This is a genomic window from Psychrobacillus sp. FSL H8-0487 (assembly GCF_038008385.1).
Taxonomy (GTDB): domain Bacteria; phylum Bacillota; class Bacilli; order Bacillales_A; family Planococcaceae; genus Psychrobacillus; species Psychrobacillus psychrotolerans.
Map to the genome: position 1 here is coordinate 3,237,951 of NZ_JBBOZA010000001.1, position 23,322 is coordinate 3,261,272.

Here is a 23,322-nt window from a genome sequence, read left to right on the forward strand (position 1 = left end):
TTTAGTCAAACAAATCGTTTTTATCTTACTAGACATTTCTACCATTGTAAAGCTATGGCGTTGCAACAACAAGCCCTATCTATTACACTTAAGTTAGAATTGAGGTGCGAATACTGTGATCGTTTTACAAGTCAATCAAATAACAAAATCCTTTAACGGTGAAGATATATTAACAAACGTAAAGCTAGAGGTTCAGGACAGAGACCGGGTCGCCCTTGTTGGCAGAAACGGTGCTGGAAAATCTACTTTACTTAAAATAATTGCTGGTGAAATGTCATACGATTCAGGCGAAATCATTATGCCCAAAAATATTCGTCTTGGCTATCTAGAGCAACATGCAGGTCTAGAATCTAAGCTGACTATTTGGGACGAAATGAAGACTATTTTTAGTCATCTCATTAACTCAGAAAAAGAGCTTCGTTCCTTAGAATCACAGATGGCTGATCCTTCTGTATATGAAGATACCGAGGCTTATGCAAGAGTGGCAGCAACGTACGATGAATTGCAATTAGCTTTCAATGAAGCTGGTGGTTATCGCTTCGAATCTGATATTCGATCTATCCTACATGGCATGCAGTTCTTCCCAGAAGATTATGAGAAGCCAGTCCAAGCATTATCTGGTGGTCAAAAAACGAGACTAGCATTAGCTAAAATGCTTTTAAGTAAGCCAGACTTACTCATCCTCGATGAGCCTACCAATCATTTGGACATTCAAACATTAAGCTTTTTAGAAAATTATTTAAAGAATTATAATGGTGCTGTTCTTATCGTATCGCATGATCGTTACTTTTTAGATCAGGTAGTTACCTTTGTGTATGAGGTATCTCGTCATAATGTAGCAAGATTTGTTGGAAACTATAGCTCTTACTTAACGCAAAAAGCAAAAAACTATGAATTAGATAGTAAGAAATATGAAAAACAGCAAGAGGAAAAAGCAAAGCTAGAGGAGTTTGTTAGTAAAAACCTAGCTCGTGCCTCTACGACTAAAATGGCCCAATCTAGACGGAAGGTTATTGAAAAAACAGACTGGATGGATTCCCCAGACGGCGATGAAAAATCTGCTTCATTCGGATTTACTATCGACCGACCTAGTGGGAATGACGTTCTCCGCCTAGAGGAAATTGCAGTCGGTTATCCAAACAATACAGTTTCATCTAACATATCCTTTTCTGTGTACAAACAGGATCGAATTGCGCTTGTTGGACCAAATGGAGTTGGAAAATCGACTTTACTAAAAACCATTATGAAACAACTGGAAGCTGCTGGAGGCAAAATTCAATACGGAACAAATGTCCAATTTGGTTATTATGACCAAGAGCAAGCGGCACTGACTGGCAATAAGACAGCTTTGTTAGAACTGTGGGATGAATGGCCATTGATGAATGAGCGAGATATCCGTAACGTATTAGGCCGATTCTTATTTACGGGAGATGATGTACAAAAAACGGTATCTACACTGTCTGGTGGTGAAAAAGCTAGACTTGCACTTGCCAAGCTCATGCTTTTAAAAGCGAACACCCTTGTACTCGATGAGCCTACTAACCATCTAGACTTAGACAGTAAAGAGGTTCTCGAAAATGCATTACTTGATTTCCCAGGGACGATTATATTCGTATCCCATGACCGTTATTTCATTAACCGAATAGCAACAAAAGTGATTGAGTTAGCAAGTGATGATGCAACCCTGTTCCTTGGAGACTACGACTACTATTTAGAGAAAAAAGAAGAAATGGAAGAGCTTGCTTTAGAAAATGCTGTCGTGGAAAATACAGTAGTTACCAAAGTGAACACATCCACTATAGATAAAGAAGCTAAGAAAAAAGAACGTCAGCTTCGACGCCAGCTAGAGGAATTAGAAAGTCAGATGCCGACGGTTGACGCGGAAATTACGATAATCGAAGAAAAGCTATGTGAACCGGAGATTTTCCAAGACCATGAAGCTGTTCAACAATTACAAATGGAACTCGATCAATTGAAGGAAAAACAAGATAACTTATCCAATGAGTGGTTGGAATTACAGGAACAACTGGAAGAAATAGCGACTTAAAGAAAAAAGGTAGTGTAACCAATTTTGTTTTGGCTTCACTACCTTTTCTTTTTGCTTTCTAATCTTGGTATTTTCTCCCTAACTACTAAAATTCTACAATTTTAGTATTAATCCTTCCTTTATATTAATTTTTCATTGAATGTCTGTCGTATGGTGTACATATATGTTGGTCAAGTGCTATTTTGCAATAATTTTTCTCCACATATTTATTCACAAAGAAAAACGAGTTATATCAATCTATCAACAGGTTTATCCACATTGTCCACAATTCAAAAACTTAGTTGTCCACAGTGCTGTGCATAACAATCATACTATATATAGTTTTATCTTAAGTTACACACATGTTATCCACAAATTGTGCATAAGTACGGATGTTCTCTATTGACAACTACTAAATTCCGTGTTAAAAAACCCTCTTTTCTTGTCGAAGAAAAGAGGGCATCAATTATTTGTCTAGGCTCTAGCCCCTTGAGTTGTTTCAGAATGTCGGATAAAGGCAAAAGAAGCCTTACCGTCAATTCTCCGACGCTTTTCAGGGATATTATAGGTATTTCCGTTTTTTTCAGTTCCAACTATCTAATTCTAGTCCAGGTCTACCATTCATCGACATATTACCTCTATGACCCGCTGAAAATTTCGAATTTCCTGCAGCTGCAATCATCGCAGCATTATCGGTACACAGTTTGATGGGAGGAACATAAAAAGGTATATTTTCTTTAGTAAAAGCTTCTTCTAGTGATGTACGAAGTCCTTTATTGGCAGCAACTCCACCTGCCGCTATGACTTGTTTAACTTTAAATTCTCGTGCAGCACGAATTGTTTTTGTTGTTAACACTTCCACTACACTTTGCTGGAAGCCCGCCGCCAGATGGTTCGGATTTACTTTTTCCCCTCGTTGCTCGGCGTTATGCTGATAATTGATAACTGCTGATTTTAATCCACTAAAGCTAAAATCATAGGACCCTTCTTCTAGCCAAGCTCTTGGAAATTGCAGTGCTTCGTCACTTTCACTAGCTAGTTTATCGATATGTGGGCCTCCTGGATAAGGGAGATTCAGTACACGTGCTACTTTATCGTACGCTTCACCTGCAGCGTCATCTCTAGTCTCACCGATTAATTCGAACAGACCATCGTCCTTCATCAATACAAGCTCTGTATGCCCTCCAGAAACAACTAATGCAAGAAGTGGAAATTCCATCTTCTGTACTAACGCATTTGCATAAATATGTCCTGCTATATGATGAACTCCAACAAGTGGAAGCCCATTCGCAAAAGCAAATGCTTTCGCTGCATTTATACCTATTAGAAGAGCCCCTACTAACCCAGGTCCTTCTGTTACTGCAACTGCATCTAAATCCTGAGGTGTCATGCCTGCTTGTTTTAATGCTTCTTCAATGACAATCGTAATTTGCTCCACATGATGTCTGGATGCAATTTCGGGCACTACCCCACCGAATCGTTTATGACTTTCAATTTGTGAAGCGACTACATTGGAAATAATCTCTTGCCCATTTTTTACTATCGATGCCGCTGTCTCATCACAGCTCGTTTCTATCCCTAAGATATATTGGTCTTTCATCATTTAAATTCCACCCACATCACAAGTGCATCCTCTCCGGTATCTGAATAATAATTTTTCCGTATGCCTCCGTCTTGAAAATTGAGTTTATGATATAAGTTCTTCGCTACATCATTTGAAACTCTAACTTCTAACGTCATGAGAACTACATTTTGCTCTGTTACAACACGGATAGCTTCACGCATTAAGCCTTCGCCAATTTTGTTTCCACGCATTCTTTCCGATACCGCCACATTGGTAATATGACTTTCATCCATCACTACCCACATGCCACAGTATCCAACTAACTCTTTCGTTTCAGTTTCAGCTACAAGATAGTGTGAATATTCATTTGTCGTCATTTCGTGCTCAAAGGCTTCTCTTGTCCACGGTGTATCGAAAGCTTCCTCTTCGATTAACAGAACTTGGTCTATATCATCTATTGTCATTTTGCGATACGTAATATTAGTTTCCATTTTTCTTCTGCTCTTTCATCCAGTTTGCCTCTGCTTCTGTAATACGTAAATACTCCGGCACTACTGTATGCACTTCGTCAGGCTCCATTTTTTTTGCCATTTCTATTAAAACTGCAGCATTTGGTAAATCGAAAGCAGCATTAACACGTTGCACCTTATCTCCAAGTACTTCCTTTATATGCTCCCAGTGAATTGTAACGTCCATCCCAACAAACAAAACTGGCTGTTCTAAATTATCTAACGTGGTCAGTAGATCTACTAAAGACATATGCGCTTCTTTTACTACTTCACCGTTTGTATAGATTCCAGCAAAGACATTACCGCGACGTGCATCCATAATAGAACACACTACTCCTTGGAAATAGGGTGCATTCTCGGCAAGTACATGTAAGCTCGATACTGAATATATCGGCACCTTTAGTGTCCATGCGAGCGTTTTTCCAATCGTAACTCCAATACGTACTCCTGTATAAGAACCGGGTCCTTTCGCTACAGCAATTGCCTCTATTTCATTTGGCTTGATATTTGCTTTTTCCATTAATTCTTCAATTGCAGGCATTGTTCCAATCGAGTGAGTAATTTTCATAGAGGACTGAATCGAAGCAAGTACTTGTTCGTCCTTTACAATAGCTACCGCTAGCGGTGTATGTGATGTATCTATTCCTAACCAAATCATTCAAAAAGCTCCTCACATAATTGTTCATATCGTTCGCCCAGGGGCATAAACGTAAATTTTCTGGCATTCTCATCTAGCCGCAGTATCTGAATCGCTAATCGTTCTGCTGGTAGGTCTTCTTCTATCAAATGGGCCCACTCAATAATGCTGACCGCATCCCCGTAAAACAGCTCGTCCCACCCTAGATCCTCGTCACTATTTGCAAGTCGGTAAACATCTAAATGGTTTAACGGGAGCCTACCCTCATACTGTTTTAATATAGTAAAAGTGGGACTGTTCACGTTACGCTTAATACCCAAACCTTTTGCCACACTTTTAGTGAATGTCGTTTTACCTGCTCCTAAATCACCTTCTAGAGTCAGGACATCCCCGGCATGTAAGCGAGCTGCCATTTGCTCAGCAAGAGCCTGTGTTTCTTGCTCCGAATTAATCATTCGTTCATATTTCATCGGTTGCTTTCCTTTCCAGTTACATCTCTAATGCTTCTATTATAATGAAATACGTCGAATATTGTAAGTGTGGGGTCTTTCAGTTAGCTTCTAGCAAGAACAAAAGCGCAAGCGCCTATGTAAGACAAGCGATGGAAGAATAGCAATAAAGGCGCTCTTTGCCTTTATTTACAATTCTGAAGCGACTCGAGGGGCTAGGAGCGGCGACACCAGCTATATAGCTTGAGCTGAAGCCAAGCCCTCGGAAAGCATCCGCCGGAAGTGAAAATCAGTAGTATAATTTTTTCTTAAACGTTCTGTAAATCCAGATTTCACGCTACATACACTTTCTCATCTGTTAAAAAAAAGATCATTTCGCAACTTGTGCAAAATGATCTTTCACTTATTGAACTAACCGTACGATTTTCTCAACTGCTTGTTCTCCAGCTGCTGTCCATTTATTTTGGTTTTCAATTTGACCATCCTTATCAACTGGAGGTTGGAATTGATTGAACCCTGTAGATGTGAGCAGTGAATTCTCCTCATCATCTAACCCTATATTAACAACATGCTTGATCACATAAGGAGTTTGAAACTTAATCTGTGCGTCGTAATTATCTAACTCCCCTTCCACCACTTCAAATGGAAGTCGCAAGTAAATGGTTTCGCCTTCATTTCGCCATAATACATTGTCAAAACTGCCTTTATGGTAGTCCCAATTTCCACCTATCGTATACCCGAGGCTATCTATTCTACTTCTTAAATCACCAAAACCGATTTCTTTTCCTTCTAACTCTGTTTGTAATTGCAGCATGAAAAATTCACTCCTCATTCGAATCTTTCTATTATCATTACCAACAATCGCTAGAAAAATACTAGCCTCTCATTAATCGGTCTACTAACTTTTTGAAGAAACCATCCTCAATTTCCATGTCCTCTATCTTTTCCACTATTACACCAGAAAGCAATTCATAGCAAGCTTCCCCAAAATGAAGTCCATCATTCTTCTCTCCAACTAATAACTCCTTATAGTTTGGCTTTGAGTATACAATTTGAAAAAAGTCGATAAAATAACTGTTTGTCTCTTCTGCCACCTCCTGAACCACTTGAGCATATTGTTTTAAACGTTCATTCGTTCGGTTGCTCTGAAGGGATTCATCAACGGGAGCTGGGCTTATTAATATAGTCTTTTCTGGACCAATCTGCTTTGTAAACAATGAAATATTACGCCTAAACATATCTATATCTACCAACTTATCAGTTGCCGAATCATTTGCTCCAAATAATACAGTCACTACATCTGGACGCTTAGATAACACATCTTTGTTAAAACGAAACATCGCTTGCTCCGTTGTATTTCCGGATACTCCTGCATTGATAAATTTATAATTAGGCATTTTTGAAGACATTTTATGAGTTAATATGGGCGATGGATACCCTTCTTTTCTGGCAGTGATACTATCACCAAAACAAATTACTTCCAACATATAACAAAACTCCTTTTAAAAATATGTAATATACTTGAAACACATTATACGTTTATAATTACCCAAAAACGGATAAACAAACATAGATATTATGTTTTGGAGGAAGTTTTATGGCTAACAAGCGATTAACATGGGTGGATGTGACAAAAGGATTCTTAATGATATTAGTTGTAATCGGACATTATCCAGGTGAATTGGATTTTCCGTTTATCACATATATATATTGGTTTCATATGCCGGCCTTTTTCTTATTAAGTGGATTATTTTTCAAAGAATTAAAAGAGGAACAAGATACAAAAGTCTCTATCAAAAAAAGGTTTCTACAGCTGATGGTACCTTATTTCTTTTTCCTATTAGCCATTACAACTGTTCGATATGGAATGGAGCTTGCAGGAGGTAACTTCGACTTATCCTGGTACATACAAGATTTATGGAAATTAGTTATTGCGGGTCGTTTTGCACGTGGTGCTTATGGAGTTTTCTGGTTCGTCACCACATTGTTCTTTACATATTTATTGTTCACATTGATGACAAAGTATTTAAATCGATTCAAACAAATAGTATTACTTATCGTATTTTACATCGTCGCACATTTAGAAAGTATTTTTGCAATGCAATATATTAGTGGAGCACCAGATAAAGCTTCACAAACAATTCCAATGCTTTGGAACTTGGATGTCGTCTTAATGGCAATCGTCTATTTTTCTCTTGGCTATTATGCTAAATCTATTTGGATGAACATTACTAAAACGTGGTTTATCGGAGCTCTAATCGTGGCAATAACTGCCATAGTTACTGATAAACTTGGGGTTATTGATTATCACTTAAGTATGAAATTCCTTCGCTATGAACATTTACTACTAGACTTAGTGATACCCATTGCGTTCATAATCGTTATTCTTGGTCTGTTCCAAAGAATTACTACTATTCTTTCGTTAGACTGGTTGGCAAAAATTGAAAAACATTCAATTACTATTATGTATTTGCATATTTTCACTGATATTATCCTGAACGACTATTTCCAATACGGCATTATTGGTTTTACGACACTCGGATTAATCATACCTATCATAGCATCTATCATTATTCAAAAAATGATTCCATACGGAAGGTTCTTATTAGGAGATATTCGAGCAAAGAAACCCATTCAAATTTAATAGAAGCCCTACCTGAGAAATAATTGCTCTGGTAGGGCTTTTATTGTCGGAGAATTTATGTGAAAAATCATGCATCTTTGACATCATTAGATTAGAGATTCGAATAACGACACAACAATAAAATAGAACATTAGTTCTTTTTTGTGTTATAATAAGTTGGCAATTACATAGTAGGGTAGGCGGCTGGTCACTTTTCCGTTAGGAGGTGTTGCCATGACAACATACCAGATGATGAGTTTGTTGATCCAGCTTAGTGCTGTACTGATAGCAACCTTTTCCATAGTAGTGACCATTATCATTTTCTTTGTAAAAAAGAAATAACCGTCCCCTGAGCTAAAGGTTTGACGGTTATTTTCGACCTTGGACCAACCGCTCTTTCCGCGGTCTGTAATTGCTGACTGGATATTCGCGTATCCAGTCTTTATAGTCTCTGTTTCTATATCCATTATATACAGAAGGAGTAGCGCATTCAACCTATATGAGCATTACCAACTTTTGACTTAGTGGAAAACGATCGTCTTATTGCCTTCTACGATAACACGATTTTCTAAATGCCATTTCACAGCTTTTGTTAATACTCGTCGCTCGATATTACGACCAATTTTCTTTAACTGAACTACGTCATCCCGATGATCTACTCGCTCCACATCTTGTTCGATAATTGGACCTTCATCTAAATTGTTTGTTACATAATGAGAAGTAGCCCCAATCAGCTTTACTCCGCGTTCGTATGCCCGCTCATATGGACCAGCACCGATAAACGCTGGTAGAAATGAATGATGGATATTAATAATCCGATTTTCAAAATGCTCTACAAACTCTGGTGTTAATATTTGCATATAACGAGCCAGGATGAGTAAATCTACTTTGTACTGCTCCATTAAACGAACCTGTTCAGCTTCCACTTGTTTTCGAATTTCTTTGTTTGCTGGTATATAATAATATGGAATGCCTAGAGCCTCGACAAATGGTCGGGCGTCTTCATGATTACTAATGACTACAACTATATCTGTATCCAAATCTCCGTTTTGCCATTCCCATAAAAGCTCCATTAAACAGTGTGGTTCCTTAGAAACAAAAATTGCAGAACGTGTACGCTCACGTAAATAATTAAAACTATATTCCATATTATGCACTGCAGCAATTTGTTCGAAATCCTTTTCCATTTGTGCACACTTTCCAACTAAACCTTCGCAATGATATGCAATTCGTATAAAAAATGTACCGTTCACTGGATCACTGGAATATTGGCTAGACTCAATAATATTTGAATTATGTGTGTGTAAAAATGTTGATAGCACTGACACGATTCCCGGTTTATCAGGGCATTTTACTAGCAATCGTCCCCGATTTTCAAAATGACTGTTTTGATGTTGTGAGTTACTTTTTGCTTTCATGTTAATAGACATAGAAACAGCTCCCATTATATAAATATTAATTTTCTTATTATGCTACATTCTATCTGTCTTCTCAACCCTTTAGTAAATTAAATGATTAAAGTGGGGTACAATCGTTGTTAAACATAGAATTTTACGCAAAGAGGGTGTGTACATGCATCAGAAACTGACGAAAAAACTATTTAAATTGTTTACAGGTGAATTGACCGCAACAATCATGTTTGGAGGTGTATGGCTACTATTTTTACATATGTATGAATGGGCAAATCCATACTTAACTTCTTTTCCCCCTTTATATGCATTTCTATTCCTAGAATTTCTATTATTACAAGGAAGTTATTATTGGTATTTAAAATGGAGACATGCTAGGCGTAGAGATTTCACTATATTGCCCGATTATCATCTGAAATTTTTCCGGATTCTAAAGCGAGTGAATCTTTTTCTTATAGGAGTTGGCTTTGTTCTATTGATATATGAATCGATAAATCATTCTAAAGCCTACTATTGGACCCTCTTTTTATATCTGTTTGCGCTAGCAGAGTATATAAATTATTACTATATTCGCTTGTCTTATCAATCCGTGGATGAGATGAAGGACTTTCTGCGACACAGAAAGTTACGTAGATCTAAATTGGCAGAAGAACTAAAACAAATAAAGGCTATCTCCCAATAACAGGGAGATAGCCTCTCTTGGCAAACTATTTTACAATGCTTTTTAAAATATTGTCGATAATTTGTTCATTAGCAATTGTTCCAGTGTATAACCAGCTTTCGTCTGGTGAAAATTCATATACATTTCCAGCTTTTACAGCAGGAACACTGTTCCATAATGCTTCACTTAAAGCAGTAGAACCACTTGTTGTATCACTATTGATCAAGAATAAATGCTCTGCATCTAACTCAACCAGTTTTTCTAAAGATATTTCACTCCAGTTACCAGTTGCACTTGCTGAAATTTCTTTTACTACTGCAGGTGTCTTCAATCCTAAATCACCATACATTACCGCACCACTAGATAAGTTTTCTCCTACTACGAAGAATTTCCCACCTACTAGCCATACAGCAGCTACTGAAGGATTTCCTACCTCAGCTTCTATCGTTGCTTTTGCTTCTGCCGCTTTTGCATCATAATCTTCCAGTGCTTTTTGAGCTTCTGCTTCTTTACCGAATACTTCCCCTACACGCTTTAGTTCGTCGCGCCAATCGTTGTTGACTTCTGTTCCAATTACGTATGTTGGAGCAATTTTACTGTATTGCTCGTATTTACCGCCTTCTACCATGCTTGCTGAATCCATGATGATCAAGTCAGGTGCGTATTCTTGAACTGCTTCGAATGGCAAGTCATAAGGAATCATTGGAACGTCTTTTAAATCGTCCTGTAAATATCCCTGTATGCTTGCTCCATCATTTACACTCCATTGTGCAACAGGAGTTATTCCTAATGCGACTAAATTATCTTCTAAGTATGAAGCTAGTACACGTTCCGGGTTAACAGGCACTACTACTTCATTGCCCATCGCATCTGTCAATGTACGTGTATCGCTTTCCTGTACGTCCGTTGCTTGTTCTTCTGCTTTATCTGTTGTGGACTGCTCTTTAGAATCTTCATCCCCACAAGCCGCTAATGCTAAAGCTAAAGCACCTGCTCCTACTAATTGTATCCATTTATTTTTACCTAGTATATTTTTCATGTTAATCTCCCTTTTGGTATGATATAATAGAATCATTGATAATGATTCTCGATTTCAATTAGAATACAAATTCTTTCATTTGTCAATATTTATTTTTTCTTAAAATGGGGATAATGATACATATGAATACTAAAACAACATTAGATTATAAAAATCCTTTCACTAGCTCTGCTGTCATTATCATTGGCATCATACTACTTGCCCTTAGTGTGGTGGTATCTATAAATTTTGGGGCATCCTCCACCTTAAGCTATCAGGACGTATGGAGTGCTATTTTTCACTTTGATCCAACTAATTCTTCCCATGTTATCATTCGTGAACTTCGACTTCCCCGAGCTATAGCCGCTATTTCTGTTGGAGCTGCTTTAGCAGTATCTGGTGCAATCATGCAAGGGATGACAAGAAATCCATTGGCTTCCCCATCCATAATGGGGGTTACTTCAGGGTCATCTTTTTTAATAGCCATTGCGCTAGCTGCGTTACCAGGTATAAGTTACTTGGGCTTAATGATGTTCTCATTCGTTGGAGCGGGGCTCGGTGCAGCTTTAGTATTTGGAATCTCTGCTATGGCGAAGGGTGGAGTTACTCCGGTAAAATTAGCGCTAGTCGGCTCAGCCATTACCTCCCTACTTAGTTCCCTATCCACAGCTATTGGTATTAAATTCAATGTATCAAAGGATATCAGCTACTGGTATGCTGGCGGCGTATCGAGTATTCAGCCGCAACATATTTTATTTGCTATTCCATTTATCATCGTCGGACTTATATTAGCGTTAATCTTGTCGCGCTCTATCTCTGTGCTAAGTTTAGGAGAAGATGTCGCAAAAGGACTCGGTCAACGAACCGGTTATGTACAATTGTTAGGAACAATTGCTGTACTTCTATTAACGGGAGCTGCAGTATCCATTGCTGGGATGATTGGTTTTGTAGGTCTGGTAATTCCTCATATCACTAGATTTCTAGTTGGAGTAGATTATCGGTGGATTATTCCATGTTCCGCTATTTTAGGGGGTATATTATTGATCACTGCAGATATCGTTGGACGTAGTGTAAATCCTCCCTTTGAGACACCTGTCAGTGCAATTACTGCCTTGATTGGTGTGCCTTTCTTTCTCTACCTAGCACGTAAAGAGGGGAGAGGATTATGATGCCAAACACTTTAGCTAAAAATGAAGCCAAATATAAGTTTCTTATGATCACTACATTTATTTTAATCATTATGGCTATTCTTATAAGTATTAATGCAGGATATATGAAAATACCGATTGCCGATGTTATTGCTACATTGTTTGGTAATGGTACTCCTCAAAATGAACTTACTATATTTGAATTCCGCTTACCTCGAATATTCATGGCCTTACTGGTAGGTTTAGGAATTTCTATATCTGGTGCAATTTTGCAAGGAATTTCTGGAAACCCACTAGCTGATCCCGGCATTCTTGGCATCAATGCTGGTGCAGGTTTTACCATCGTGCTTTATATGTTCTTTTTTCAAGGAACTGTCTTTATAACTGGTTGGCTTTCTATTTTCATCATGCCATTTGCAGCACTAATCGGAGGATTTATAGCAGCATTCCTCATCTATATAATTTCCTGGAAAAATGGTCGTGTAACTCCTATACGGCTAATACTTGTAGGAATCGGGATTAATGCTGCATTTGGAGCAGGTCTAACTATTTTCCAAATGAAAATGGAGCCGATTGACTTTATGAAAGCGATCGTTTGGCTTTCTGGTAGTATTTGGGGAACAAATTGGACATTTGTTTGGATGATTGCACTTTGGTTAGTTGTCCTAATCCCAATTGTTCTTTATAAATCTCGAGTCTTAGATGTATTAAAGTTAGGAGACTCTATTGCAATAGGTGTCGGGGCCAATATTGAAAAAGAAAGACGCTTCCTTCTGTTCATTTCCGTAGCGATTGCGGCGGTTTGTGTATCAGTTGGAGGAGGAATTACTTTTCTCGGTCTAATCGCTCCACATATGGCACGCCGTTTAGTAGGTGCTTCTCATGCCAAGTCACTACCCCTAGCTGCTTTGCTAGGAGCACTGTTACTATTACTCGCAGACACCCTTGGCCGAGTCATATTAGCACCAATGGAACTCCCAGTCGGATTGGTTATCTCCGTTCTTGGTGCTCCTTACTTTATCTACTTACTTATAAAAACGAACTAAATATGTATTACTAAAAAAACAGATCAGCATAAGTCGCTGATCTGTTTTTTGGGATTTAATTGATAACTCTAAGTTTTACTTCTTTGACTCCCCAAGCGATAGCATTATCATGAGAAGGGATAAAAACATCAATTTTATTGCCTTTAATAGCTCCCCCTGTGTCACCAGCTATTGCTTCTCCATAACCCTCTACCCACACTCTTGTACCTAATGGGATTACCCGAGGATCTACTGCTATTACTTTTTGATTGGGGTTAGCTCGCAAATCGATTCCATATGCGGTCGTCCCTGAGCACCCTGCGCAATACGCTGTGTAAGCCGTGGCGGTAACCGTCATCTCTGCTCCATAACTTTCCGGCTCTTCTTTGGAAGAAGATACGGTTACTTTTGGTTCTTCCACCGTATTAGTTGGTGGGGAACTTCTAGCTACAGTTGTTGAAGCAGCCGCTACCTTCTTAATAGTTTCAGGAATACCAGTGTTGCTTACAGTTAATACATCGCCAGGTAAGATTAGTTCCCCTTCGATATTATTCCATTCCATCAGAGATTCCAATGAAATACTGTGCTCTAGAGCAATCCTAAATAGATTATCCCCTTTTTCTACCGTATATGTCTTAGGTTCCAGTAGAAAATCATAAGCTAGTTCGATATTTAGTGCATCATCAAAAAAAGAAAAATCCGCGACGCTATCTGAATTGTATATATCAAATTCTTCTCCATCACTAGTGGCGACTAGAAATGGATCAGCAGCGTACGTTACTGAGCTCATCGAAAAAGTAGCTACTAAAATCATTAACAACGTTTTTGCTTTCAATACTTTATCCTCCTTACAAGCAATCTTTCAATCACTTTTAAATTTGATTAAGTATTGCCCAAAAACTTTCAAAAACAAACATTCTAACAAAATAAAAAGAAACCATCCTCCCAAACATATAAAATCTGTTTGGAAAAATGGTGTTATATACACATAGTTTACATCTAAATTACTCCAGGATTTTCAATATTATTTCCTGTCTTCCCCACTCAATTGCTCCATCATAAGTAGGAATGAACACATCAATTCGATTACCTTTTATAGCACCACCAGTATCCCCAGCAATTGCTTCTCCGTATCCTTCTACCCACACTTTAGTGCCAAGCGGAATAACTGTAGGGTCCACTGCAATCACTTTCTCTTCTGGATTAGATCTTAGATCGATGCCGTAAGCAGTTATGCCGATGCAGCCATAGCAATAGGCTGTATAGGCTGTTGCCTCCACTATCATCTCTTGTCCTGGTCCGTCTGGCGGAATAGTACTTGGGTGCTTCACTAGCTCCGCATCCTTACTTAGTATTAACTGGTCTTTTGGATAAATCACATGATCAGACAATCCATTCCACTCCATTAGTAAGTCAATGGGAACATTATAAGCTTCCGCAATATCATACAGATTATCTCCTTCTACAACTGTATGAATAGTTGGATCTGGAAGACTTTCTTCTACGATAGGTGTATCCTCTACCTTTGTATTTGGTAAATCTAGTTGGTTTATCAATGGTTCTGAAGCACTTGCTGTAGATAAAGTTATACTTATAAATATTAGTGTAAATATTATAATTCTATTTTTCAATGTTATACCTCCGATGTACTTTTCAATAATCCCTTTTATGTATTGCCCTAAAAAAGAGAGATACAAACATTTCTGTCTATAAGTGCAATAGGTAGCTTTCCAAAGAGCACATTATAAAGGTCTCTTAAAATCTGAAGTTGTCGACTGTTTTAATATGCATCAAAACAATTATTTTATGTAAGGTTTTATATGGAAATAAGTATTTTACATACATCGAATCATTATTTGTAACGCAAAAAAGAAGCTACCAATGAGGATTGGCAGCTTTTTACTTTCTATTTAATTGGATATTGAACTATCATGATTTCAAGGCTTTAGATCACTTTCTTTTTTTATAACTCTACAAGTTTTCTTTTGCCTATTTTTTCTTCATACATCTTTTTGTCCGCTTCCACGAATAGAGCATCCATTTTCCCTAAAGAAGATGGACTATATGCATAACCAACCGATATTTTAACACGGTAAGGTCTACTTACACTATTAAAAAGATCAATTTCTTTTCGAAGATCCGTTAAATACTTTTCAATATGTAATAATTCAGTATTGATGAATATAACAGCAAATTCATCCCCACCTATTCTTGCTACTATTCCATTTTCAATTACTGTACTATTTAATAATTTGGCTGTTTCACGGATTAAAGAATCCCCTACTCTGTGTCCAAAATGATCATTTACTAGTTTTAGTTCATCTACATCACATATGAGAACTGCAACAGGGACATCTCTTTTCCAGTTGAAGTAATCTAACTGTGATTCAAAAAAACCTCGATTATATACATTCGTCAAAGCGTCATGGGTGACTTTGTATTCTAGTTTCTGTTGCAGTTCCACTTTTTCACTTATGTCTCTTAACACTCCTTGAATAGCAATTAGCCCTTCCTGGTCATATACAGGTGTAGCGTATTCCTCAAACCAAATGTATTTACCATCCGCATTTTTCAGTCTAGTTACGATGGGCTTACTATAATCCAGTTCGCCATTATTTTTCTTCACTAAAATATGCCGATCATCCGGATGCACAAGATCACGAAAGATTATACTAGGATTTTTTATATGTTCCTGCATAGCACCCTCTCCAAAAAACTGGTCTACTACAGGACTTAAATAACGATATTTTAAGTTTGGCTTTAACTCGCAATAGTACATAATATCTTTTAAGTTTTCTACGACTTCTAGCATTGGGATTACAGAGTCTACCTCTTGTTGTAACTTTGACCGTTTAAAGTTTAATAGAAGAATTACAATAATAAGTACTACTAATAGTACACTCAATATCCACATCCAAAAATTCCCTTCACATCTATCATAGTTATAATTGCATATAAAGTAGTTAAATTAACTCATGTCTTTTTTCCTGTTACTTTGACAATTTTACTATTTATAAGCCCTTAAAACAATGGGTGAAAGGTTATTTTTATATCGATTTGGAACCTAATATATTTACTCATATATGTCTAAATACCCTCACATAATTTATTATCCTTATAAAAAAAGAAATACCCGCTACCTCTAATTGGATAGAACGATTATTTCTCAGTTGAAAAGAACTTAAGACTTACACTAAGATTCACTCATAAATGCAAGGAAACTGCACCTAATAACCCCGCTTTGTTGCCGAGTGTTGCCTTTACAATTTCTATGTCGGAATAGCTTTCCATTACTAGTTCCTTAACTTTACTGTTTACCAATGATACTAATTTATCCTGTTCCATAACTCCACCGCCTAATATAATTACAGGCGGATTAAATATGTGGGTCAATGAAACTAAACCATATGCTACATCCATTATCCATGCATTCAGAATCTTCTCCAGTTCTGCATTACCTCTTTCAAGCCCTTCAAATATCGCTCGACCGTTCGCATACTTATGATCGACTTGAAGTGCTTTTTCAACTAAGGCTGTGGTGGAACCATACACTTCATAACAGCCTAAAAACCCACAAGTACATTTCCTTCCACCTGGATATAGAATGATATGTCCAAACTCAGCTGCTGAGCCATTAAATCCTCTATAGATACTAGAATTATATACAATAGCACCACCTATACCAGTTCCATAGGTTAAACATAAAAAGTCAGTATACCTTTTACCAGCACCAAACCTTTTTTCACCTAATGCTGCAGCATTCACATCATTTTCTACAGCAACTGGGACATTAAAAGTCAACTCAAAAATATCCTTTAACCTCATACCAGTAAAATTAGGAATGTTATCATTTGCATAGGTGATAGAGCCTTCTTTACTATTAACCTGCCCAGCAGTACTAATGCCAATAGCTTGGAAGTCTACATAATTCATTTTGACTAACTGAATTATTCTTTCTATTAAATGGTTCCCTCCCATTTTAGCTTGAGAATCGAACTCTTGAAAATTTACTATATTTCCTTTTTCATCAGAGATGCCAAGTTTAATAGATGTTCCACCAATATCGATAGCTAATATATTCATCGGCTTCATCCTTCTAGATCGAACTTTACGGCTTTTACAAATCTTTTCGTAATATCCATCGGTCTCGTAATGGCAGTTCCAACTACCGCTGAATATGCACCTAATTCGAATACTCTCTTTAGTTCCTCAGGTGTCCAAATTCCACCCTCTGCAATGATTGGAATTGGAAAATCTCTAACTAGGTTTGCAATCAGCTCCCCATCTGGTAATTTAGTACCTTGAGTATATGTTGTATAACCACTAAGTGTAGTACCTAAGCAATCAAAACCTAATTCAAATGCTTGTTTTGCTTCATCGTAAGTGGAACAATCAGCCATAAACAACTGGTTCCTATATTGTTCCCGAATATCTGGAAAAACTTCGCTAATTACTTTACCATCAGGTCTAATCCTATTAGTTGCATCAATCGCAATAATTTCGACGCTTTCCTGGTAGAGTAAATCTATTTCTTTACGTGTTGGTGTGATGAAAACATTCGATTCATCATAGACCTGTTTAATAATGCCAATGATCGGCAGGTTAACTGCTTTTTTAATCTCTCTAATATCATCAATGCTATTCGCTCTAATCCCCTTTGCGCCACCCAACATCGCAGCATAAGCCATTCTTGCCATAATGTAAGGGCTATGCAATGGCTCTTCAGGCAAAGCCTGGCAAGAAACGATGAGTTCACGCTCGATGGATTTTAATATTTCCTCTTTACGTTTCATCTATATTCATCTCCATACTTAAGCCATTTGATATTTTTCGATTGCCTCATCGATCATCCTTTTAATACCTTCTGCTTTTCCTAAATCTTCTCCATGTAGTGCCTCTAATGGACCCCGGACACTTCCAATATTTATGCCTCTTATTTTTAAAATCTCTTTTATAACGGAATACATCGAACCATTCAATGAACAAAGTGCAATAATAATATCGTTAATATCATGTTGGATTTCTCTAGCATTTGAGAAGTTACCTGTTGCAATAAATTCCTCTGCCTTTAAGAATAACTCTGGCATTACTCCGTACGTTCCTCCAATTCCTCCATCTGCCCCTATTAATCTACCAGACACATATTGTTCATCTGGTCCATTAAAAACGATAAATTCCTCATGGGCAGCTGCTTTAAATCGCTCAATATCCATCACTGGCATAGAAGAATTCTTAACTCCGATTAGCTTGTCATTTTTTAATAGCCTTTTCAGTAACGAAACAGAAAGGTTATAGCCCGTCGTTTGAGGAATGTTGTAAATGATAAATGGCAATTCCGTTGAATTCATAATTTCCAACCAGTATTTTTCAATCGCACTTTCAGGTAGTTGAAAATAGATCGGGGGAATAGCAGATAACGCGTCATAGCCTAATTCCTCCGCATACTTGGCTAATTCCACACTTTCCTTAGTAGATGGTGCTCCGACATGTGCGATGAGCGTCAATTTCCCTTGCAGGCTTTCCGCAACATACTTGAGTGTTGCCTTTCTTTCGGCAAGAGATTGATATATACACTCGCCCGAACTTCCCCCCACATAGAGACCCTTGATCCCTTTTCCATATAAATACTGACTTAATTTTATTATTCTCTCTTGTGATATTTCCCCTGCATCATCATAGCAAGCATAAAAAGCAGGTATGATTCCATTAAATTTGTTTAGCAATATAATCCCCACCTTTTTACTTGATAGAACCCATTGTAATTCCTTGTGTGAATGATTTTTGGAAAAGCATGAAGATGATGATCATAGGAACAGAAGCTAATGCAGCACCGGCCATCATTACACCGTAATCTGTTTTGTATTCACCCTGCATGGTTGCAATACCTAATGGCAGAGTCATCATATCCGTGGAACGTGTAATAACAAGTTGGCTAAAATAATCATTCCAACTTAACATGAAGGTGAAAATGGCCAAAGCACCGATTGCTGGTTTAAGCATTGGCAACACGATATGGAAAAATGAACGAATCTCACCACAGCCATCTATTTTTGCAGCTTCTAGGAGTTCATTTGGTATTGTTTGTGAGAACTGCTTCATCAAGAAAACTCCAAATGGCCAGCCAATTGCGGGAATGATCAGTCCCTTATATGTATCTACCCAGCCCAAATCTGCCAGCATCGTAAACAGCGGAACTAAAATAACCTGTTTAGGTAGTGCCATTGCAGCGATAAGTGCGATAAAGATAAGCTTACGACCAGGAAATACCTTTTTTGCTAGTACAAAACCTGCTGTTGCACTTACAAAACATACGGCAATCATCTCTGCACTTGCTATGAAGAAACTATTAAATGTCCAACGCCAAACTGGATTGTTAAATAATATTACCCAGTTATCCAGTATAGGATTTAACGGAAACCATTCTGGTGGAATTGTGATTGCTACAACTTGAGATTTAAACGCGCCAGTAACAATCCAGTAAAGTGGGAACAAAAAGAATAATCCAGAGAGGACTAATATAATTGTGGATATTATTTTAAATGCGCTTAAGTCGCGAAACCATTTTGGACGTCCACGCCCATCATTTTCTTTCTTCATTTTTACCGGAGATATTGCTTTCAAGATGTTTCCTCCTTTTAATACTCCACGTCATTCCCTAAGTATTTAAATTGAATGATTGAAATTATGCCAATGATAATGGCTAGAATTACCCCCATAGCTGAGGCTATACCAAAGTTACCTAAAAGAAATGCTTGTTGGTAAACACCATACATGACCGTCGAGGTACTATGAATTGGTCCGCCGGAAGTAAGTAATTGTATAAGTGCAAAACACTGAAACGAATTTATCGTAGTAATGACAATTACATACAAGCTTGTTGGCATTAGTAATGGCCAAATAATTTTGCGGAAAATTTGTCCTGGGCTTGCACGGTCAATTTGAGCAGCTTCTATATAACTGGCAGGAATATTACCTAAAGAAGCAACATATAAAATGATCGGCTGACCGACAGATGTTGTGATTAATATGACTGTTATGGCCATTAATGCTGTTTTTGGATCTCCAAGCCAGGATATTGGCTCCATTCCGAAAAAATTAGTTATATAGTTTAGCAGTCCAAAGTTTGGATGATAGATCCATCCCCATACGATGGTCACACTTACAACAGAAGTAACCGCTGGCAGATAGAAGATGCCTCTACAAAATGACCGGATAAACTCACTTTTCTTGTAAATCGCCATTGCGACGAAAATAGAGAAGCCAATAACTATAGGGACTGCAACAGCTACTAATACAATCGTATTGATGAGTGACTTATGGAAAGTTTCATCATGATACAAGGTTACATAGTTTTCCCATCCAATGAATTCAAAGCTTGTAATGCTATAGTCGAAGAAACTCATATATATCCCTCTTAACATAGGATATACAACGAAAATGAGGAAAAATGTTAACGCTGGTAACAAGAACAAATAACTCATCAACCAATCGTGCAATTTGTGTTTGTTTGGCTTACGAATAGTTGCTAACAATTTACTACCACCTCAATCTAATTCTTTTTTTAGATAAGTATATAAATATGGAGGATGAACACTGAGTTCATGGAATTTTAAAAAATGAATAATACTACTGATTTCAAAGGCTAAGAGCGCCACCTCGTGTGGCAACGCCTTTGTGACCACATCCTGTTAGCCTCCGCGGGCGATGGCAAGCATCCTTTTGACTAATTTTTCTTTTTAGAAAGGAGCAAGACATCAATGATGCTGCTCCTTTTCCATCTATTCATACTGCTGTGTAATATCGGTAATACTATTTTGCAGATTTTGCTTTTTCAATCGTTGCATTCGCTTTTTCCGCAAACTCATCTAATGCTTCTTTCGGTGTTTTCGTTTCAAGAATTGCTTCTTGCAGCGCAGGGAACCAGAAAGTACGGATTTCAGCATAACCATCTGCAGTAGTTGGAGGATCTGTTATAAATTTACGTGCTAACTCTGAGTAGTCATATTCAGACCCTTCGTATATCCCCGTTACGGAGTTACGAGCTGACAATCCTCCAGTTTGAATAAGGTTCTTTTCGCCCCATTCTGGATCATTCACGATAAAGTCGATTAATTTCTTAGAAGCCTCTACCTTTTTGTCATCTTCATTGTTGAATACAGCTAACCCTCCAAGAAACGGCTCAAGCTTTGGATCTGAACCATCTGGAGTTGGATAAGGTAATAATACATCTTCAAAGTCTTCTGTTTTATTTGGAGCAAATAGTGATTTTAGTACAGCAGAATAGTTAATAGCAAATGCCATTTTCCCTTGCAGGAACAAATCATTATGATCTCCTGCTTCAAGTGAAGCTGCACCCGGTGCTACTAATCCATCTCTAGAAGCTTGCACAACCCACTCAAGTCCTTTTACACCAGCAGCTGAATTAATCGCTACTTCGCTATAATCCTCATTTAAAAATCTACTTCCACCTAAGTTCGTAATGTAACCTCGTGTTCCTTGATCACCTGCAACACTCTTTGCATAAAACCCAGAAGGAATAATATCTGGCGCTTTTTCTTTCACTGCATTTAGAGCTTTTTCATATTCTTCGACAGTCCACGTACGATCTGGTCGATCTAAAGGCAATAAATCAAGTTCTCCAATTTCCTCAAACAATGTTTTATTTACCGCCATCATGAATGGTCCTGTATTGAATGGGTACATGAATACTTCCTCCCCAACCATCGATAGCTTTAACAAAGCTGGAGAAATATCACTCATTACCTCTTCTGGCATCATGTCATTTAACGGTGCAAGTAAATCTTTTTTACCCCAGTCAATAATTCTTCCAGGAGCATCATAAATTACGTCTGGCGCTGTATTTGTAGCAATAGCCACGTTAAGCTTTTCCGGACCACCTTCAAAAGTTAGCATTTCTAAATTCACTTTAATATCAGGATTTTTCTCCTGGAAAGCTGCTATAATTCCTTCTTCATACTTCCCTACTTCTCCATCTAAAGCCTGGAAGTTGGGAAAATTCCACCATGTTATTTCTACTGATTTTGCGTCACTAGAAGCTGGAACTTTTGTAGAATCATCTTTTTCTTTTTCACCGGCATCCTCACTACAAGCTGCCAAGAACATTGATACAACAAATGCAATTGCGATAAACAAAATGAACCTTCTCTTTGAACCTTGCATAGTATCCCCCCTATTATGAATCTGGAAATATCGGTAAGCGCTTTCATTACCTGTTTTTATCATAGAGTTATAGAGCTCTATCTACAATCCCTCTTATTTTACATTCATACTCCCATTCTGACCTATACACTCTAAATATATAAAATTATCTGAATGCTCATATAATTACCTATTGGGAAATTCTACTTTATCATGTACACTAGGAAAAAATGGCATAGAAAAATGTCTAAACGTCTTCTATAACAACAACTATTAAATCATTTTGGGGGAATATGATGTACAAATTAATGATAGTTGAAGATGAACCTGTCATACGTTCTGGCTTAAAGCAATATTTTGATTGGAAGGAATTAGGGGTTGAAACCATTGTGGAAGCAGAGAATGGCAAAGATGGAGTAGATACAGCTTTAATCGAATTACCTCACCTAATCATTACAGATATTCGAATGCCCGTAATGGATGGACTTGAAATGATAGGTCATCTACGACCAAAGTTACCTGACGCTATCTTCATTATTTTAACTGGGCATAGCGAATTTGAATATGCACAAAAAGCTATTCACTACGGCGGGGTACACGATTATTTACTCAAACCATTACAGTATGACAAGAGTTTTTCAGTTATTGTGGAATGCATAGAAAAAATCCGTAAGAAGCAATTAGGATCCCCAGAAACTATAGAGAGTACGCAAAATATACTGGATTCCTCTCTCATTTTGAATAGAATGGAAACGCTTTCTCAAGAGGATCTCCAACTGTTCAAAAAAATTGAATCCTATATAAAAAAGCATATTAACCAAGAGTTAACACTCAATATGGTTGCGGATCATTTCTTTTATAATCCATCGTATTTAAGTCGGTTATTTAAAACAAAACTCAATATGAACTATATGACCTTTGTAAGCGAAATCAGAATTCGCTATGCGCTAGAATGTCTAAAAGAATCCAAATACTCCATCAATGACGTGTCACTTATGTGTGGCTATAAAAGCTATAAACACTTCGTAAAATTATTTAAAAGTATTTCGCAAATGACACCTACGGAATACCGAAAACAATTAAGGATATAATGT

General features: G+C 37.5%; 23 protein-coding genes. 6 read left to right on the forward strand and 17 right to left on the reverse strand.

The window, feature by feature from the left end:
• Positions 1–115: 115 nt before the first annotated feature.
• Positions 116–2,047, forward strand: coding sequence for an ABC-F family ATP-binding cassette domain-containing protein (locus tag MHI47_RS16515; protein WP_340763549.1), 1,932 nt, complete (start codon positions 116–118; stop codon positions 2,045–2,047).
• 562 nt (positions 2,048–2,609) lie between these two features.
• Here the strand turns inward: MHI47_RS16515 and tsaD are convergent.
• The 6 genes from tsaD to MHI47_RS16545 form a co-directional block, all read right to left on the reverse strand.
• Positions 2,610–3,629, reverse strand: coding sequence for a tRNA (adenosine(37)-N6)-threonylcarbamoyltransferase complex transferase subunit TsaD (gene tsaD, locus MHI47_RS16520; protein ID WP_340831527.1), 1,020 nt, complete (start codon positions 3,627–3,629; stop codon positions 2,610–2,612).
• Positions 3,626–4,081, reverse strand: coding sequence for a ribosomal protein S18-alanine N-acetyltransferase (gene rimI / locus MHI47_RS16525; protein WP_093538277.1), 456 nt, complete (start codon positions 4,079–4,081; stop codon positions 3,626–3,628). Before rimI ends, tsaD begins: the two co-directional genes overlap by 4 nt.
• Positions 4,071–4,757, reverse strand: a complete 687-nt coding sequence (gene tsaB, locus MHI47_RS16530; protein WP_340763551.1) for a tRNA (adenosine(37)-N6)-threonylcarbamoyltransferase complex dimerization subunit type 1 TsaB — start codon at positions 4,755–4,757, stop codon at positions 4,071–4,073. The genes rimI and tsaB overlap by 11 nt, the downstream gene beginning before the upstream one ends.
• The gene (gene tsaE, locus MHI47_RS16535; protein ID WP_093538275.1) at positions 4,754–5,206 is read right to left on the reverse strand and encodes a tRNA (adenosine(37)-N6)-threonylcarbamoyltransferase complex ATPase subunit type 1 TsaE; all 453 of its coding nucleotides are present in this window, start codon (positions 5,204–5,206) and stop codon (positions 4,754–4,756) included. The genes tsaB and tsaE overlap by 4 nt, the downstream gene beginning before the upstream one ends.
• Positions 5,207–5,588: 382 nt before the next feature.
• The gene (locus MHI47_RS16540) at positions 5,589–5,999 is read right to left on the reverse strand and encodes a YugN family protein (protein WP_093538274.1); all 411 of its coding nucleotides are present in this window, start codon (positions 5,997–5,999) and stop codon (positions 5,589–5,591) included.
• Positions 6,000–6,060: 61 nt separating this feature from the next.
• Positions 6,061–6,672 carry a GDSL-type esterase/lipase family protein gene (locus tag MHI47_RS16545; protein ID WP_340831528.1) on the reverse strand — a complete coding sequence of 204 codons (612 nt, stop codon included), beginning with the start codon at positions 6,670–6,672 and terminating at the stop codon, positions 6,061–6,063.
• A gap of 110 nt (positions 6,673–6,782) precedes the next feature.
• Here MHI47_RS16545 and MHI47_RS16550 point away from each other — a divergent pair, with 110 nt between their 5' ends.
• Positions 6,783–7,829, forward strand: coding sequence for an acyltransferase family protein (locus MHI47_RS16550; RefSeq protein ID WP_340763554.1), 1,047 nt, complete (start codon positions 6,783–6,785; stop codon positions 7,827–7,829).
• Positions 7,830–8,329: 500 nt separating this feature from the next.
• Here MHI47_RS16550 and purU read toward each other — a convergent pair whose 3' ends face one another.
• Positions 8,330–9,238, reverse strand: a complete 909-nt coding sequence (gene purU, locus MHI47_RS16555; RefSeq protein WP_340763555.1) for a formyltetrahydrofolate deformylase — start codon at positions 9,236–9,238, stop codon at positions 8,330–8,332.
• 142 nt (positions 9,239–9,380) lie between these two features.
• Here purU and MHI47_RS16560 point away from each other — a divergent pair, with 142 nt between their 5' ends.
• A complete protein-coding gene (locus MHI47_RS16560; protein ID WP_340831529.1) occupies positions 9,381–9,899 on the forward strand; it encodes a hypothetical protein in 519 nt (172 codons plus the stop codon).
• Positions 9,900–9,924: 25 nt separating this feature from the next.
• Here the strand turns inward: MHI47_RS16560 and MHI47_RS16565 are convergent, their stop codons facing one another.
• Complete coding sequence (locus MHI47_RS16565) at positions 9,925–10,917, reverse strand: ABC transporter substrate-binding protein (protein WP_340763557.1); 993 nt, start codon at positions 10,915–10,917, stop codon at positions 9,925–9,927.
• 113 nt (positions 10,918–11,030) lie between these two features.
• Between MHI47_RS16565 and MHI47_RS16570 the strand changes: the two genes are divergently transcribed.
• The gene (locus tag MHI47_RS16570; RefSeq protein ID WP_407691723.1) at positions 11,031–12,065 is read left to right on the forward strand and encodes a FecCD family ABC transporter permease; all 1,035 of its coding nucleotides are present in this window, start codon (positions 11,031–11,033) and stop codon (positions 12,063–12,065) included.
• Positions 12,062–13,090 (forward strand): FecCD family ABC transporter permease, encoded by a 1,029-nt coding sequence (locus tag MHI47_RS16575; protein ID WP_407691721.1) that lies wholly within the window; start codon positions 12,062–12,064, stop codon positions 13,088–13,090. The genes MHI47_RS16570 and MHI47_RS16575 overlap by 4 nt, the downstream gene beginning before the upstream one ends.
• A gap of 55 nt (positions 13,091–13,145) precedes the next feature.
• On the opposite strand, the gene MHI47_RS16580 is transcribed toward MHI47_RS16575, so the two are convergent.
• The 9 genes from MHI47_RS16580 to MHI47_RS16620 all read right to left on the reverse strand — a co-directional run bounded on the left by MHI47_RS16580 (position 13,146) and on the right by MHI47_RS16620 (position 22,249).
• On the reverse strand, positions 13,146–13,904 hold the full coding sequence (locus tag MHI47_RS16580) for a 3D domain-containing protein (RefSeq protein WP_281249763.1): 759 nt from the start codon (positions 13,902–13,904) through the stop codon (positions 13,146–13,148).
• 169 nt (positions 13,905–14,073) lie between these two features.
• Positions 14,074–14,700: a 3D domain-containing protein gene (locus MHI47_RS16585; protein WP_093538267.1), complete on the reverse strand. Its 627-nt coding sequence runs from the start codon at positions 14,698–14,700 to the stop codon at positions 14,074–14,076.
• Positions 14,701–15,032: 332 nt separating this feature from the next.
• Positions 15,033–15,983: a sensor domain-containing diguanylate cyclase gene (locus MHI47_RS16590; RefSeq protein WP_093538266.1), complete on the reverse strand. Its 951-nt coding sequence runs from the start codon at positions 15,981–15,983 to the stop codon at positions 15,033–15,035.
• A gap of 290 nt (positions 15,984–16,273) precedes the next feature.
• Complete coding sequence (locus MHI47_RS16595; RefSeq protein ID WP_340831530.1) at positions 16,274–17,152, reverse strand: ROK family protein; 879 nt, start codon at positions 17,150–17,152, stop codon at positions 16,274–16,276.
• 5 nt (positions 17,153–17,157) lie between these two features.
• Complete coding sequence (locus MHI47_RS16600; RefSeq protein WP_340831531.1) at positions 17,158–17,862, reverse strand: N-acetylmannosamine-6-phosphate 2-epimerase; 705 nt, start codon at positions 17,860–17,862, stop codon at positions 17,158–17,160.
• An 18-nt stretch (positions 17,863–17,880) separates the two neighbouring features.
• Entirely contained in the window at positions 17,881–18,792 is a 912-nt protein-coding gene (locus MHI47_RS16605) for a dihydrodipicolinate synthase family protein (protein ID WP_445678299.1), read from the reverse strand.
• Positions 18,793–18,808: 16 nt separating this feature from the next.
• The gene (locus MHI47_RS16610; protein ID WP_245762756.1) at positions 18,809–19,690 is read right to left on the reverse strand and encodes a carbohydrate ABC transporter permease; all 882 of its coding nucleotides are present in this window, start codon (positions 19,688–19,690) and stop codon (positions 18,809–18,811) included.
• A 14-nt stretch (positions 19,691–19,704) separates the two neighbouring features.
• On the reverse strand, positions 19,705–20,601 hold the full coding sequence (locus MHI47_RS16615; RefSeq protein WP_445678300.1) for a carbohydrate ABC transporter permease: 897 nt from the start codon (positions 20,599–20,601) through the stop codon (positions 19,705–19,707).
• A gap of 277 nt (positions 20,602–20,878) precedes the next feature.
• On the reverse strand, positions 20,879–22,249 hold the full coding sequence (locus MHI47_RS16620) for an ABC transporter substrate-binding protein (protein WP_093538263.1): 1,371 nt from the start codon (positions 22,247–22,249) through the stop codon (positions 20,879–20,881).
• A gap of 275 nt (positions 22,250–22,524) precedes the next feature.
• Here MHI47_RS16620 and MHI47_RS16625 point away from each other — a divergent pair, with 275 nt between their 5' ends.
• Entirely contained in the window at positions 22,525–23,319 is a 795-nt protein-coding gene (locus MHI47_RS16625; RefSeq protein ID WP_340831532.1) for a response regulator transcription factor, read from the forward strand.
• Positions 23,320–23,322: the final 3 nt, after the last annotated feature.